Origin of the sequence: Ruminococcus gauvreauii, assembly GCF_025151995.1 — a bacterium.
GTDB classification, from domain to species: domain Bacteria; phylum Bacillota; class Clostridia; order Lachnospirales; family Lachnospiraceae; genus Ruminococcus_G; species Ruminococcus_G gauvreauii.
Window position 1 is genome coordinate 3,506,695 of the sequence record NZ_CP102290.1, and the last position, 16,006, is coordinate 3,522,700.

General features: G+C 49.4%; 15 protein-coding genes. 14 read left to right on the plus strand and 1 reads right to left on the minus strand.

Translation table 11 applies throughout. The annotated features are described in order from the left end of the window. Positions 1 to 3: 3 nt before the first annotated feature. The 10 genes from NQ502_RS16505 (at position 4) to NQ502_RS16550 (ending at position 11,903) form a co-directional block, all read left to right on the plus strand. Entirely contained in the window at positions 4 to 837 is an 834-nt protein-coding gene (locus tag NQ502_RS16505) for a tetratricopeptide repeat protein (protein WP_028527296.1), read from the plus strand. A 140-nt stretch (positions 838 to 977) separates the two neighbouring features. Continuing rightward, a complete protein-coding gene (locus tag NQ502_RS16510; protein ID WP_028527295.1) occupies positions 978 to 1,883 on the plus strand; it encodes an amino acid ABC transporter substrate-binding protein in 906 nt (301 codons plus the stop codon). An 86-nt stretch (positions 1,884 to 1,969) separates the two neighbouring features. Then, a complete protein-coding gene (locus tag NQ502_RS16515; RefSeq protein WP_028527294.1) occupies positions 1,970 to 2,620 on the plus strand; it encodes an amino acid ABC transporter permease in 651 nt (216 codons plus the stop codon). Positions 2,621 to 2,632: 12 nt separating this feature from the next. Further along, positions 2,633 to 3,394, plus strand: a complete 762-nt coding sequence (locus NQ502_RS16520) for an amino acid ABC transporter ATP-binding protein (RefSeq protein ID WP_028527293.1) — start codon at positions 2,633 to 2,635, stop codon at positions 3,392 to 3,394. A 145-nt stretch (positions 3,395 to 3,539) separates the two neighbouring features. Next, positions 3,540 to 4,247, plus strand: a complete 708-nt coding sequence (gene purC / locus NQ502_RS16525; RefSeq protein WP_028527292.1) for a phosphoribosylaminoimidazolesuccinocarboxamide synthase — start codon at positions 3,540 to 3,542, stop codon at positions 4,245 to 4,247. A 21-nt stretch (positions 4,248 to 4,268) separates the two neighbouring features. Further along, positions 4,269 to 5,717 carry an amidophosphoribosyltransferase gene (gene purF, locus NQ502_RS16530; RefSeq protein ID WP_044982923.1) on the plus strand — a complete coding sequence of 483 codons (1,449 nt, stop codon included), beginning with the start codon at positions 4,269 to 4,271 and terminating at the stop codon, positions 5,715 to 5,717. A 32-nt stretch (positions 5,718 to 5,749) separates the two neighbouring features. Next, positions 5,750 to 7,183 carry an adenylosuccinate lyase gene (gene purB / locus NQ502_RS16535; RefSeq protein WP_028527290.1) on the plus strand — a complete coding sequence of 478 codons (1,434 nt, stop codon included), beginning with the start codon at positions 5,750 to 5,752 and terminating at the stop codon, positions 7,181 to 7,183. Between the two features lie 100 nt (positions 7,184 to 7,283). Then, on the plus strand, positions 7,284 to 8,591 hold the full coding sequence (locus NQ502_RS16540) for a Na+/H+ antiporter NhaC family protein (protein ID WP_028527289.1): 1,308 nt from the start codon (positions 7,284 to 7,286) through the stop codon (positions 8,589 to 8,591). A 121-nt stretch (positions 8,592 to 8,712) separates the two neighbouring features. Next, entirely contained in the window at positions 8,713 to 9,987 is a 1,275-nt protein-coding gene (locus NQ502_RS16545) for an adenylosuccinate synthase (protein WP_028527288.1), read from the plus strand. Positions 9,988 to 10,154: 167 nt separating this feature from the next. Beyond that, positions 10,155 to 11,903: an ICP22 family protein gene (locus tag NQ502_RS16550; RefSeq protein ID WP_044982948.1), complete on the plus strand. Its 1,749-nt coding sequence runs from the start codon at positions 10,155 to 10,157 to the stop codon at positions 11,901 to 11,903. A 3-nt stretch (positions 11,904 to 11,906) separates the two neighbouring features. Here the strand turns inward: NQ502_RS16550 and NQ502_RS16555 are convergent, their stop codons facing one another. Then, complete coding sequence (locus tag NQ502_RS16555; protein WP_044982922.1) at positions 11,907 to 12,128, minus strand: hypothetical protein; 222 nt, start codon at positions 12,126 to 12,128, stop codon at positions 11,907 to 11,909. Between the two features lie 323 nt (positions 12,129 to 12,451). Here NQ502_RS16555 and NQ502_RS16560 point away from each other — a divergent pair, with 323 nt between their 5' ends. The 4 genes from NQ502_RS16560 to NQ502_RS16575 all read left to right on the plus strand — a co-directional run bounded on the left by NQ502_RS16560 (position 12,452) and on the right by NQ502_RS16575 (position 15,984). Further along, the gene (locus tag NQ502_RS16560; protein WP_028527286.1) at positions 12,452 to 13,948 is read left to right on the plus strand and encodes a Na+/H+ antiporter NhaC family protein; all 1,497 of its coding nucleotides are present in this window, start codon (positions 12,452 to 12,454) and stop codon (positions 13,946 to 13,948) included. 157 nt (positions 13,949 to 14,105) lie between these two features. After that, positions 14,106 to 14,507, plus strand: a complete 402-nt coding sequence (locus NQ502_RS16565) for a hypothetical protein (RefSeq protein WP_028527285.1) — start codon at positions 14,106 to 14,108, stop codon at positions 14,505 to 14,507. Between the two features lie 26 nt (positions 14,508 to 14,533). Next, a complete protein-coding gene (locus tag NQ502_RS16570; protein WP_028527284.1) occupies positions 14,534 to 15,364 on the plus strand; it encodes a DUF5685 family protein in 831 nt (276 codons plus the stop codon). Beyond that, positions 15,364 to 15,984, plus strand: a complete 621-nt coding sequence (locus NQ502_RS16575; RefSeq protein ID WP_028527283.1) for a J domain-containing protein — start codon at positions 15,364 to 15,366, stop codon at positions 15,982 to 15,984. Before NQ502_RS16570 ends, NQ502_RS16575 begins: the two co-directional genes overlap by 1 nt. The last annotated feature ends 22 nt before the right edge of the window (positions 15,985 to 16,006 follow it).

Sequence of the window (16,006 nt, forward strand, 5' to 3'; positions counted from 1 at the left end):
CAAATGGCGGGATATCGATTGTGCCAGCTGAAAAAAGCAAAACATCCGTACTATATTGAAAACATCAGCACCGGCGTCTTCTCCATGGAAGAACTCTGCTATTATATGAGCAATAATCTGTATTTGCTGGACGAGACAATTTTGAATAAAGAGCTGGGGGAATGGTTCGTGAAAGAGCTGGGACTTGCTGCGCTTGGGCAGCGGTTTCTGAAAATGCTTCAGGATGAGTCTCCTGTCAGTGAGCTGATTATGCCGGTATTCAGAGAGATTCATTACCTGTCACAGGCGGAGAGCAGGGAGCTTCTGGTTCAGGTGAAACGCATGGAGGAGCAGCCGTTATTGGTGCTGGCGAAAAAAAAGGGGGATGCGCTGGTCGCATACGGAAAATATGGGAATGCGATCAAAGTGTATGAAAAAGTGTTGACGGGGAAACCGGACAAATCGCTTGGGGAGCAGTTCCCTGGCAGTGTGTGGCATAATCTGGGCTGTGCGTATGCCAGGATGTTTCAGCTGGATGAAGCGTCGGAGTGTTTTGAAAAAGCATACTCCATGATGCATACGAAGGCAGTACTGAAAAGCTATCTCAGCTGTGTCTATCTCGGTGAATCCAGAGAAGCCTTTTTGCAGAAAGGGGCAGCGCTCGGAGCGGACAGTGCGACCTTAAAAGAGTTTGAATCAGAGATCACTGAGGAGAAAACGAAAGAAGGCCGGAAGCAGGAAGCTTTTACGAGAGCAATGGAAAGCAGGGACTCCCTGGATATGGAAACCTATCTCAGAACAATGGATGAGATACTGGAGGAGATGACGGAGGAATATCATAAAAATACCGGTTTCTAGAAACTGCCGAATCAGTTGACACAGATTGGCAGATATGCTAGTATTATGCGTATGGTTTTAGCATGGTAGAGCGTTATTACACTGACACAGTGCCAGTGTACCAGAGCTAATGAACGAAAAAGATCAGGAGGATTGAAAAAGTGAAAAAGAAAGTGTTATGTACGATGCTGTCCTGTGCAATGGCTGTGACATTGCTGGCAGGCTGCGGGTCGAAGAAAGATGCAGCACAGGAAAGCCAGGAGCCGAAGACAGAGGATGCGGCGGAGGACGGCGCTGCAAAAGATGCAGCAGAAGAACCTGCCGGGGACGCGGCGGAAGATAAGGCTGCATCCGGTGATAAAACGACATTTACGGTAGGATTTGACGCGGAATACCCGCCGTACGGATATATGGATGAAAACGGTGAATATACGGGATTTGACCTGGAACTCGCACAGGCTGTCTGTGATCTGGAGGGCTGGGAACTTGTTAAGACACCGATCGCATGGGATTCCAAGGACATGGAACTGAATTCCGGATCTATCGACTGTATCTGGAATGGCTTTACCATGAACGGACGCGAGGACGATTATACCTGGTCCGATCCATACGTAGACAACAGCCAGGTTATGGTTGTATCCGAGAGCGCAGGGATTGCCTCACTCTCAGACCTGTCTGGTAAAATCGTCGGGGTGCAGGCAGCATCCGCAGCGCTGACGCTTCTCCAGGATGAGGAAGGACAGAAGGAGCTGGCCGATACATTTGGGCAGCTGCAGGAATTTGCGGACTACAACAGTGCATTCGTTGAGCTGCAGGCAGGTTCCATCGATGCGATCGCTATGGATATCGGTGTGGCTCAGTACCAGATCAAGTCCAGAGGCGAAGGCTTCATGATCATGGACGAAAAACTGAATACCGAGCAGTATGCGATCGGATTCAAAAAAGGCAACGAAGAGCTGAGAGATAAAGTAAACGCAGATCTTCAGAAACTGCTGGCAGACGGTACATTTGATGAACTGGCAGAAAAATACGAACTGTCAGAAATGGTATGCCTGCAGGCAAAATAGTCAGGAGCGTATAACCCCCGGATCTGCTGCTTTTGCGGCTGGTCACGGGGGTTCCCTGGCTTTTACTACAGGAGGAAGAGAAAAATATGGAGTTTTCAATGATGCTGCAACAGTTGGCCGGAGGAATGGTCAAATCCATCGGGATTTTCGTGCTGACGCTGTTGTTTTCGCTGCCGCTGGGACTTTTGATCTGTTTTGGGAGAATGTCACGCAATAAAGTGGTCAGCACAATTTTTAAGGTATATATTTCACTCATGCGCGGAACGCCTCTGATGCTGCAGCTTCTGGTGGTTTATTTCGGACCGTTCTACCTGTTCCAGATGTCGATTGGGGGGGCGTATCGGTTTATCGCGATCATCATCGGGTTTTCACTGAACTATGCCGCCTACTTTGCGGAGATTTACCGCTCCGGTATCGAATCGATGCCAAAGGGACAGTACGAGGCGGCAAAGGTGCTGGGATACAGCAAACAGCAGACGTTCGTTAAGATTATTCTTCCGCAGGTGATCAAGCGGATTCTGCCGGCGGTTACCAACGAAGTGATCACGCTGGTTAAGGATACTTCCCTGGCATTTGCACTTGCCTATATGGAGATGTTTACCATTGCAAAGCAGATAGCGGCGGCGAACACCACGTTTGTTCCGTTTATTGTAGCGGCAGTCTTCTACTATGTGTTTAATCTGGTGGTGGCAGTTGTGATGGAAGGTCTTGAGAAAAAGCTGAATTATTATCACTAGGGAGGATTTTTAATGAACCTGTTGGAAATGAACCATATTAATAAGAAATTTGATGATCTCGAGGTGATTAAAGATATCTCCCTGTCTGTGAAGGAGGGGGAGATTCTTTCGATCATCGGACCTTCCGGCTCCGGAAAATCGACGCTGCTCAGGTGTGCGACGATGCTGGAGGAGATCAATGGCGGGGAGATATCCTATCTCGGCGAGAAAGCTGCCTGGATTGGAAGCTCCGGAGAGGCATGTCATCCGAAGAAAGAGGATATGAAGCGGATCCACTCTTATTTTGGGCTTGTGTTTCAGAATTTTAATCTGTTTCCGCATTATTCGGTGATGAAGAATCTGACGGAGGCTCCGATCAATAATCAGAAACGGAATAAAGACGAAGTATGCCGGGAAGCGAGAGAGCTGCTCGCGAAAATGGGGCTGTCCGATAAAGAGGATGCGTATCCCTGCCAGCTCTCAGGCGGGCAGTGCCAGCGTGTGGCAATTGCGAGGGCACTCGCACTGAATCCCAAAATTCTGTTTTTCGATGAGCCGACCTCCGCACTGGACCCGGAACTGACCGGTGAGGTATTAAAAGTCATCCGTTCACTGGCAGATCTCGATATCACGATGGTAATCGTCACGCACGAGATGGCGTTCGCAAGGGACATTTCAGACCGCATCGTGTTTATGGATAAAGGCGTGATCGCACTCGAGGGTACTCCTGCGGATGTTTTTTCCTCTGAGAACACGAGAATGAAAGAGTTTCTGGGGAAATTCAACCAGAGATAAGGTATTGCTTTTGGAAAACATGTAAGATATAATTAGACGTAACAGTTCAGACGGCGGAAAAATACAGAGAGAAGCATAGCCGTCTGAACCGATTACACAGATAACTTTGCAAAATACTATGTGGATAAGGAAAGGCGTCAGACTCATGAAAAAGTTAGAACAGTTATACGAAGGAAAAGCGAAGAAGGTTTTTGCAACGGATGTTGATGGAATCGTTATCGTGGACTATAAAGATGATGCGACAGCGTTCAACGGCGAAAAAAAGGGAACAATCGTTGGAAAAGGCGTGATCAATAACCGCATGACGAATCGAGTGTTTAAACTGATGGAGGAGGAAGGGGTTCCGACACATCTGGTTGAAGAATTAAGCGACCGTGAGACAGCAGTAAAGAAAGTTGAGATCGTTCCGCTTGAGGTTATCGTGCGCAACGTGGCAGCGGGAAGCTTTTCAAAGAGAATGGGTATTGAAGAAGGCAGGGAACTGCTCTGCCCGATCATCGAATTCAGCTATAAAGATGACGATCTGGGAGACCCGTTCATCAATGATGACTATGCACTGGCACTGGGACTGGCAACACAGGAAGAGATTGATACGATCAAAGGATACACACGTAAGATCAATGAGATCATGAAAAAGTATTTCCTGAATGCGGGGATGAAACTGATCGACTTCAAGATTGAATTCGGTAAGCTTCCGGACGGAACGATCATTCTGGCTGACGAGGTGTCACCGGATACCTGCCGTCTGTGGGATGTCAACACCAACGAAAAACTGGACAAAGACCGTTTCCGCAGGGATCTTGGAAATGTAGAGGAAGCATACAACGAAGTGTTCAACCGTCTCGGACTTTAGTCAGTGAAAGAGGCGAAGCTCATGATGCGAGGCATGATACACGAACAGACGGAAGTAACAGATAAGCTTAGGGAAGAATGTGGGGTATTTGGCATCTATGACTTGAGTGGCAGTGACGTTGCCTCTTCTATTTATTACGGGTTATTTGCACTGCAACACCGCGGCCAGGAGAGCTGCGGTATTGCAGTCAGCGATACAAACGGACCGAAAGGCAAGGTGAGCTCCTGCAAGGGGATGGGACTTGTCAATGAGGTTTTTCTGCCCGGTTCACTGGATGACCTGCATGGGGATATTGGGGTCGGCCATGTGCGTTATTCGACGGCCGGAGCGAGCACGCGCGAGAATGCGCAGCCGCTCGTATTAAACTACATCAAGGGAACACTGGCTCTCGCACATAACGGAAACCTGATCAATGCGCTGGAGCTGAGAAAAGAACTGGAATACACAGGAGCTATCTTTCAGACGACCATAGACTCGGAAGTCATCGCCTACCATATTGCACGGGAACGTGTCAATACAGCAACTGTTCAGGAGGCTGTCGGCAACGCGATGAAGAAAATGAAGGGCGCATACTCACTGATCGTCATGTCTCCGCGCAAGCTGATAGGGGCCAGAGATCCGTACGGATTCAAACCGCTGTGCATCGGCAGGCGTGACAATGCGTATATGATCACTTCTGAGACATGTGCGCTTGAGACTTTAGGAGCGGAGTTTGTCCGGGATGTGGAGCCGGGAGAAATCGTTACAATTACAAAAGACGGAATTACGTCTGATACCAGCATGTGCCTGTCCAGAGATGAACAGGCAAGATGTGTTTTTGAGTATATATATTTTTCGAGGCCTGACAGTCATATTGACGGTGTCAGCGTCTATGGATCACGCATTAAAGCCGGAAGGTTTCTGGCGATGGATTCACCGGTCAAAGCCGACCTGGTGGTTGGCGTTCCGGAATCCGGAAATGCAGCTGCGCTCGGATTTTCCATGGAATCCGGTATTCCATACGGGACTGCATTTGTTAAGAACGGATATGTGGGAAGGACCTTCATCAAGCCGAAGCAGAGCAGCAGGGAATCCAGCGTCCGGGTGAAGCTGAATGTGCTGAAGGAAGCTGTGTGCGGAAAACGCGTGGTCATGATCGATGACTCGATCGTGCGGGGAACAACGAGCGGCCGTATCGTCAGCATGCTGAAGGAGGCGGGGGCGACGGAAGTCCATATGAGGGTCAGTTCGCCGCCATTTTTATGGCCGTGCTATTTTGGGACAGACGTTCCGGCACGTGAACAGCTGATCGCCTGTAACCGTTCGATTGATGAAATCCGTCAGATCATCGGGGCTGATTCCCTGGCATATCTCGGCCTGGACCGACTGAGTGGAATCGCCGAAGGACTGCCGATCTGTACGGGATGTTTTAACGGAAGATATCCGATGGACCCTCCGGCGGAGGATATCCGCGGGGAATACGAGCGCTGATAACATGTGCTGCCAAGAAAGGATTATAATTTATGAGTACAAACAGATACCAAAGTCCGCTGTCGGAACGATATGCAAGCAAGGAAATGCAGTATATCTTCTCACCGGACATGAAATTCCGTACCTGGAGAAAACTCTGGATTGCACTGGCTGAGACGGAGAAAGAGCTTGGTCTTAATATTACGCAGGAACAGATAGATGAGCTGAAAGAATATGCGGAGGACATCAATTATGATGTTGCCAGGGCGAGAGAGAAAGAAGTCCGCCATGATGTCATGTCACACGTCTATGCGTACGGTGTGCAGTGCCCGAAGGCAAAGGGAATCATCCATCTGGGTGCAACTTCCTGCTATGTGGGCGATAATACGGATATTATCGTGATGACAGAGGGGCTGAAGCTGGTAAAGAAAAAACTGGTGAATGTGATCGCTGAGCTTGCAAAATTCGCGGACGAATATAAAGCACAGCCGACGCTGGCTTTTACACATTTTCAGCCGGCACAGCCGACGACGGTCGGCAAACGCGCAACACTGTGGATGCAGGAATTCCTGCTGGATCTGGAAGATGTTGACTACGTGCTGAACGGCATGAAGCTACTCGGTTCCAAAGGAACGACAGGCACGCAGGCAAGTTTTCTGGAGCTGTTTGACGGAGACCATGAAAAAATCGACCGGATCGATCCCATGATCGCGAAGAAAATGGGCTTCAAAGACTGTTATCCGGTGTCGGGACAGACATATTCGCGTAAAGTGGACACCAGAGTCGTCAACGTACTGGCAGGGATTGCAGCGAGCGCGCATAAATTTTCTAACGATATCCGTCTGCTTCAGCATCTGAAGGAAGTGGAAGAGCCGTTTGAGAAGAGCCAGATCGGTTCCTCTGCGATGGCTTATAAGAGAAATCCCATGAGAAGCGAACGTATCGCGTCACTCGCCAGATTTGTCATGGCAGACGCGCTCAACCCGGCGATCACATCCGCGACGCAGTGGTTCGAGAGAACGCTGGACGATTCAGCTAACAAGAGGCTGAGCATTCCGGAAGGTTTTCTCTCCATCGACGGCATTCTGGACCTCTGCCTGAACGTTGTAGACGGACTCGTCGTATATCCGAAAGTCATCGAGAAGCGTCTGATGTCGGAACTTCCGTTCATGGCCACTGAAAACATTATGATGGACGCAGTGAAAGCCGGCGGTGACCGCCAGGAACTTCACGAGAGGATCCGTGAGCTTTCCATGGAGGCAGGGAAGAATGTGAAGGTGGAAGGAAAAGACAATAATCTGCTGGAACTGATCGCAGCCGATCCGGCATTCAATCTGTCGCTAGAAGATCTTCAGAAGACGATGGATCCGGCCAAATATACCGGGAGGGCAAAAGAGCAGGTTGACACGTTCCTTACAAAGGTTGTCAGACCGATACTGGAGCAGAATGAAGAACTGCTGGGCGTAAAAGCAGACATTCATGTCTGAGTTTGGAATAGACGGCGGAAATCAGGGAATGATGCAGTTAGAAAGGGGATGAGCGGTGCCGCTTCATCCCCTTTTACAGTATAAGAGAGGGGTTTTTGGGATGGAAAGGAAAACGGAACAGGGAAATGTATGGGCGCTGCTGCCCATCGGAGTTTTTTTGCTGATATTTCTGGGCTTCGGGTGTATCACAGGGGATTTTTACAGCACGCCGGCAATCGTGGGATTTCTGATTGCGCTGCTGGTTGGCTTTCTTCAGAACAGGAAGGTGGATTTTCAGAAAAAGATCAAACTGATCACTGACGGAATCGCGGATGAGAATATCGTCACGATGTGTCTGATCTTTCTCGTCGCAGGTGCGTTTTCTAAGGCAGTTGATATGGCGGGAGGCGCCGAGAGTGCGGTTCATCTCGGACTATCCATCATGCCGGCGAATGTGGCAGTCGTCGGACTGTTTGTGATCAGCTGCTTCATCTCCGTGTCGATGGGAACATCGATGGGGACGATCGCGGCGATGGCGCCGATTGCAACAGGGATCAGTACCAAGGCAGGTATCGCGCTGCCGGTCTGCGTAGGCGCAGTCATGTGCGGTGCCATGTTCGGGGATAATCTGTCGATGATCTCCGATACGACGATCGCTGCTGTGCGCACGCAGGGATGTGAGATGAAAGACAAGTTTCGGGAAAACTTCCTGATCGTGCTTCCGGCGGCGATCATCACCGCGGTTCTTTTCTTTTTTGTATCGGGCAGGGGCGCCGCTCCGTCATTTGATAATCTGGACTATAATCTGCTGAAAGTGGTGCCCTATCTTGTGGTTCTGATCGGTGCGATCATAGGATTTAATGTATTTCTGGTGCTGTTGACAGGGATTCTGCTGTCTCTGATCGTCGGCGTGACGACCGGCTCCATAGAGCTTTCTGCGATCTTTCAGGTGCTGGGCGATGGAGTGACGTCCATGTATGACATCACCGTGATCTCTCTTGTCGTCGCGTTTATTGTCGCGCTTGTGAGGGCGAATGGCGGAATTACATTCATCCTGTCAAAGATCAGGCGGCGTGTACGGGGCAAGCGGGGCGCGGAGCTCGGGATCGCACTGCTGGTGCTGCTGGTGGACTGCTGTACAGCCAACAATACGGTGGCGATCGTGATGACGGGTCCCATTGCCAAAGAAATCAGCCAGGAATACCAAATCTCGCCGAGAAGAAGCGCATCGCTGCTGGATATCTTTGCTTCGGTCGGTCAGGGGCTGATCCCATACGGGGCACAGCTTTTGTCGGCTGCCGCACTCACGCAGCTGACGCCGTTTGATATACTTCCCTATATGTTTTACCCTGTGCTGATGGCCGTCAGCGCGCTGCTCTTCATTTTATTCCGAAAAAGGGAGACGGATGTAAAAATTTCTTCTAATTAAGAGAAATATAGGTTTTACTTATGAAAAAGAATGTAGTATACTCAATAAGGTAGCGGTTGTTTGCCGCGGAAATATAATGATTAAAATACGAGCTATGGAAATGATTCAGGAGGGAACGAATATGGTTAAAGCTGTCGTTGGAGCAAACTGGGGTGACGAGGGAAAAGGCAAGATCACCGATATGCTGGGGAAAGAAGCTGATATTATCGTAAGATTCCAGGGCGGAGCCAATGCAGGTCATACGATTGTAAATGATTACGGCAAATTTGCACTGCATACTTTGCCATCCGGGGTATTCTATGATCACACAACGAGCGTCATCGGAAACGGCGTGGCATTGAATATTCCGACATTGATGGAGGAGATCAAGGGGATTGTGGACCAGGGGGTTCCGATGCCGAAAATCAAAGTTTCTGACCGTGTGCAGATGGTGATGTCCTACCATATTCTGTTTGACCAGTACGAAGAAGAGCGTCTGGCGGGGAAATCTTTCGGATCCACGAAATCGGGGATCGCACCGTTCTATTCGGATAAATATGCGAAGATCGGGTTTCAGGTGAGTGAACTGTTTGACGAGAATGCACTCCGGGAAAAGGTGGAGCGTATCTGCGAGACCAAGAATGTCGTTCTGGAACATCTGTATCATAAGGACCCGATCAGGCCGGAGGATATTTTTGAGGAGCTCATGAACTATAAAGAGATGATCGCACCGTATGTCTGTGATGTGTCGGCATTTTTGTGGAATGCGATCAAAGAGGGAAAAGAGATTCTGCTGGAAGGACAGCTCGGTTCACTGAAAGATCCGGACCACGGCATCTATCCGATGGTGACATCTTCCTCCACACTCGCGGCGTACGGCGCGATCGGCGCAGGGATTCCCCCCTATGAGATCAAAAAGATTATTACCGTTTGCAAGGCATATTCAAGCGCTGTAGGCGCAGGTGCGTTTGTCTCCGAGATATTCGGGGAAGAGGCGGATGAACTCAGAAGACGGGGAGGCGACGGCGGAGAGTACGGCGCTACGACAGGGCGTCCGAGGCGTATGGGCTGGTTTGACTGCGTTGCATCCAAATATGGCTGCAGGATCCAGGGTACCACGGATGTGGCTTTCACAGTGCTTGATGTTCTCGGATACCTGGAGGAGATCCCGGTATGTGTCGGCTATGAGATAGACGGGGAAGTAACGATGGATTTCCCGACGACCTCTAAGCTTCAGAAGGCAAAACCGGTGATGGAAGTACTTCCGGGATGGAACTGTGATATCCGCGGCATCAGAAAATATGAGGATCTTCCGGAAAACTGCCGGAAATATATTGAGTTTGTCGAAGAAAAAATCGAATTTCCGATTACCATGATCTCCAACGGACCGGGAAGAAATGATATCATTTACCGTTAAAATAATAATTGAATTTTACAGGGCTGCTGCTGTACATCACTCGATGTGCGGCGTCGGCCCTGTTTTACGTTAGTGATATTTGACAAATTTACCATGGAAAATTCATATAAATAACACAATATCCTGCCATAATCAGGAATAGAATCATGTGGAAAGGATATTGGAAGATGAAGAAAAAATATGCGGCGCTCATTCTCGGCATGATGCTGGGAATTGCAGTGACAGGATGTTCAAATAATACAGAAGAGGGAAAACAGACGGCTCAGACGGAAGAACATGCACAGGAAGAGAGCATCACGGGTGAAGTCAAATCGACAGATGAAAAGAGTATAACGGTTATACTGACGAACCCATCGTCTGCAGGAGAAGAAAAAGGTTCCGGAGAAGAGAAGACCGTTTTGATCACAGAAGATACACAGGTCGTGAGAAGCCAGGGACCTGGCAAAGCGGATGAGAAAACAGCACCTGAAAAACCAGAAGGAGATGGGATGCCGGATGATGCAGGAGAAAAACCGAACGATGGGGAAGTTCCGGGAGAACCCCCGGCAGGAGAAAAACCCGAAGATGAAATTACATGGGAGGATATCAGGGAGGGCGATACGGTTGCCATTACTCTGGACGCGGATGGCAATGCGGTTAAGGTCACGGTTCGTTCAGATGATCTGGGTCAGGGAATGGGCCAGGCGCTGAACAGTTCATCGACGGGAAGCATTCCGCTGGCAGGCGTCTATACTGTCGACGGTGAGGATGCGTCCTCAGAGGATCAGACGTATGACTCTGAAGATGCGAACGAAAACACCGTGCTTGTGACAAATGGCGGAAACCTGACGATGAGCGGAGCAAAGCTCGGTAAAACCGGAGATACGACAAGCGAGGATGAGAGCAATTTTTATGCCGTCAACGCTGTGGCAGCGGCGACGGCAGACAGCGCGATCGCCCTCAGTGATACTGAGATCACGTCCGATGCGAAGGGTGCCAATGCAGTATTTGCGACCGGCAGCAATGCGGTGGTCAGGGCCGACCACATAACGATCCATACAACGGCGGATTCATCTAGGGGACTGGATGCGACATATGGAGGATCGGTAACTGCTGAGAATATCGATATCACAACGGAGGGCGCTCACTCTGCAGCGCTGGCAACAGACCGGGGTGAGGGAACGATAAAGGCGAGTAATGGAACCGTCAGTACATCAGGGGAGGGCTCTCCGTGTATCTATTCCACGGGCGATATCAGTGCAGAGAATATTACCGGGAAGGCAGCCGGAGCGCAGACGATGGTGATCGAGGGAAAGAATTCCATAACGATCGAGGGGTGTGATCTGAGCGGGGCAGGGGAGAACGGCGTGATGCTTTACCAGAGTACTTCCGGAGACGCGGCAGAGGGGACCAGTGTGCTGTCTGCAAAAGACAGTGCGATCACGACAACCTCTGACGGTCCGATGTTTTATGTGACTAACACCGAGGCGCGGGTTGACCTGAACAATGTGAGTCTGAATTACAGCTCAGGTGTATTGATCAGCGCGTCCGGAAATGAGACCAATAACTGGGGAACGCCGGGAAACAACGGCGGAAATCTGACATTTACGGCGGCGAATCAGGTCCTGAACGGGAGCGTATTATGTGATGAAATCAGTACGGTCAGCATGAAACTCAGTGGCAGTACAAGATTCGCCGGAAGCATCGATGCTGATCATACGGGGAATGTACAGATTTCCATGGATACGGGAAGCACCTGGAATGTAGCGGGTGATTCGTATGTGACGGTCATCACAGACGGCGACACGTCATTATCCAATATTGAGTCAAACGGACATACGATTTACTATGATGCGTCGGCAGATGGAAATGAATGGCTGGACGGCAGTACAATCACGCTGCCAGGCGGCGGAAGCCTCACCCCCGCCGTCGGGTAGCAGTTATTCGCCGTGTTCCTTTTTATCAGAGCTGTCTCTGTTGTTTTTCAGATAGCGGTAGACCAGGGTATACGCATACAGCAGTACCGGAACGGCGACCGTACAGAAGACAGAAGCCTTAAACCATCCGGCAGAGTCCGGACTGTCTGTGACTGCAAAGAACATGGTAGCCCCGTACATGGACAGAATCAGGACGACTCCGATAACCGCGAGAATTCGTTTCATACAGATTATCCTCCTTCAGAAAATACAATAATTCGTAACTGTTCAGGACGGCGCATCTTCTTGACCGAAAAATCCGGTCAAGAAGCATCGGATGTTCATCCGATGTGGAAATTGGTGCGTAAAAGCGACTTACAAGCAAGCTTGACGCAGCTTTTTGCACCAATTTCCTCGCCGTCCTGAACTATTACAATAATTCTTATTATACATCTTTCTTATGTAATTGCATAGTCATTTCAGGGTATGCTATAATAAAAAGCAACAGTTAGGACGACAGGAACATGCGCCGTCTGAACGATACATAAGAAAAATGAAGGGGGATACAAATGTCAGCAACAATATGGTCATTATTGCCGCCGATCGTGGCAATAGCACTCGCACTTATCACAAAAGAGGTCTACCTCTCGCTACTGGTTGGAATTCTGACAGGTTCACTGCTTTTCACACAGTTTCATGTGCTGACAGCGGTGGAGACAACAGTCGAAATCATGGGAATGAAGATCGGAGACAATGTCAACATCCTGATATTCCTTGTGCTTCTGGGGATCCTGGTCGCATTGATCACGAAATCAGGTGCATCGAAAGCATATGGAGAATGGGCGACTGCAAGGATAAAAGGAGAGCGCGGAGCGCTTCTTGCAACTACGGCTCTCGGGATGCTTATCTTTGTGGATGACTATTTTAACTGCCTCACAGTTGGTACCGTAATGCGTCCGGTGACGGATAAATACAAGATCAGCCGGGCAAAACTTGCGTATATCATCGATGCCACCGCAGCACCGATCTGCATCATCGCACCGATCTCCAGCTGGGCGGCAGCGGTAGGTTCATCACTTCCTGAAAACAGCGGGATTGACGGGTTTAACCTGTTCCTGCGCACGATACCGTTTAACCTGTATGCACTGCTCACGATCATCTTCATGCTGTTTCTGATCATTCGGAAGGTTGATTTTGCAGCGATGAAGAGATATAACGAAAAGGTACTGACTGACGGAGAGGAGACGACAGTCGGATCTGATGAGCTGCCGATAATGGGAAGAGGAAAGGTGAAAGATCTGATCCTTCCGATCGTGGTACTGGTCGTTCTGTGCATCTGCGCGATGCTCTACACGGGCGGCATTCTGGAAGGGGCAGATGTCGTTACAGCTTTCGCCAACTGTGACTCATCACTGAGCCTGGTGCTGGGATCTTTCTTTGCACTGGTCTTTACTTTTGTCCTGTATCTGGGAAGGAAAATCCTGACATTTGAAGCATTCTGCGAGAGCTTCGTCCAGGGGTTCCGTTCGATGACGCCGCCGATCATGATCCTATGTCTGGCGTGGACACTGTCGGGAGTCTGCAGTGCGGATTACATGAATATCGGCGGATATGTAGGGAATCTGGTAGCGGGAAGTTCGCTGGTGGGTATTCTGCTTCCGTGTCTGTTCTTCCTGATCGCGACGGGACTTGCGTTCTCCACAGGAACTTCCTGGGGGACTTTTGGTATTCTGATTCCGATCGCACTTGCGATACTGGGAACAGGTGATGTCTCATCACTGTCTGTCACGGTTGCAGCGATTCTGGCAGGGGCAGTCTGCGGAGACCACATCTCGCCGATCTCAGATACCACGATACTCGCCTCGGCGGGGGCTCAGTGCAATCACATCAACCACGTTTCCACGCAGATACCGTACGCGCTTCTGGTAGCAGCGTGCTGCTTTGCAGGCTATCTGACAGCCGGGATCGCAGGAAACGGGTGGGCAGGGCTTGCTGTAGGAGTGATCTGCCTGGCAGTCATCCTGGCAGTGATCACCGTAAACGAAAAGAACACCAAAAGTTCATGATTTTTATAAAAAATTTATAGAATATCCGGTTGATATTACACATAAAAAGGAATACAGTAGTAGTATTCTATATTAGGAGGATAAGAGTGAAGGATCGAGAGAAAGCTTTCACCCATCCCTGATTTAGAATGAAGTAAGTGCATTATGGGAGGAAAGAATGGGAAAATTACGAGACAAATTTGCACGCTTTATGGTCGGACGGTATGGGGTGGATCATCTGGGAAGGGTGTTGGTCTATGCATCACTGATCCTGCTGATCTTATCCATGTTCATACGGTATCGGATTGTATACATTCTGGCTATCGCTGCTCTGATCTATGCGTACTTCCGGATATTTTCAAAAAATGTTTCCAGACGTTATGAGGAAGACCGAAAATTTCTGAATTTACAGCATAAGATACTCGGCAGGTTCACGGCATTTAAAAGTCAGGGTCAGGATAAGGACCACCGGTATTTTAAATGTCCGGCCTGTAAACAGAAAGTCCGGGTTCCGAAGGGGAAAGGAAAGATTTCCATCCGCTGTCCGAAATGCCATGCGGAATTCATCAAACGTACATAGTACAGAATGGAAATTAAAAGAAAACGATGTTTGGATATGTCACGATCAATAAAGACGAATTGAAAATCAAAGATGTGAAGAGATACCAGGCGTACTACTGCGGAGTCTGTCAGGACCTGAAGGACCGGCACGGCATGGCGGCGCAGTCTACGCTGACGTATGATATGACATTTCTGTCAGTGCTTCTCGCCGGGCTGTATGAAGGGCCGATGAAAGATGAACAGTGCAGGTGTATCGTGCATCCGGTGAAAAGACACTGGTGTCTTCGCAGCGCCTATACAAGCTATGCAGCGGATATGAATCTGCTGCTTTGCTATTATAATCTGATGGATGACTGGCTGGATGAAAAAAAACTGATTCCATATACGGTAGCAAAACTGGTACGTTCTGAATTCAGGAAAGTCTGCAGCGAATATCCGCGTCAGGCACGGGCAGTCCGCCGCTATATGAAGTGTCTGGGAGAATGCGAACGGAAAAACAGTCAGAATCTGGATCTGGGGGCGGGACTTACCGGAGAGTTATTCGGTGAGATTCTGGTATATGAAGAGGATATATGGTCGCCGATACTGCGCAGGCTCGGGTTCTATCTGGGCAAGTTTATTTACCTCATGGATGCGTACGATGATTTGGAGAGGGATAAGAAGACAGGAAATTATAACCCGTGGTTCAGGCTGAGTGAACGAGAAGACTTCCTCGCAGAGAGTGAACAGATCCTGACCATGATGATGAGCGGATGCGCCAGAGAATTTGAAAAACTTCCGATTGTAGAAAATGTGGACATTTTACGAAATATCCTGTATTCTGGTATTTGGACAAAATATGATATGTTGAAGAAAAAAGCCAAGGAGAATCATTGATGTTAGATCCATATAGCGTGCTGGGAGTTCCGTCGAATGCCAGCATGGATGATATAAAGAAAGCGTACCGAAAATTAAGCCGCATGTATCATCCGGATGCCAATGTAAATAATCCGAACAAGGAACAGGCGGAAGAAAAATTTAAACAGGTACAGGAAGCGTACAATCAGATTCTTAATGAGCGGGAACGAGGCAGCAGCGGTTATGACTCGTGGTACGGCAGGGATACGCAGAAGACATCGTATGGCAGCGATGAGGAGACGCTCAAGATGCAGGCGGCGGCCAATTACATCAACAGCCAGCATTTTCGCGAAGCCATGAATGTACTGAACGGTATCGCGGGACGCAGCGGCGACTGGTATTACCTTCATGCCGTTGCGAACGCCGGGCTCGGAAACAACGTGAGCGCGCTGGAAGATGCAAGGGAAGCCCTGCGCAGGGATCCTGACAACATGAAATATCAGATGCTGGTCAATCAGTTGCAGTCCGGAAGTCAGTGGTATGAGAACATGGGCACCGGTTACGGATATGAGCGCCCTCAGGCGGGAATGGGTAACTGCTGCTGGCAGTGTCTTGCCGTCAATCTGTTCTGCAACTGCTGCTGCGGCCGCCCATGCTGATGGCCGGCGAATGAAAGAGGGA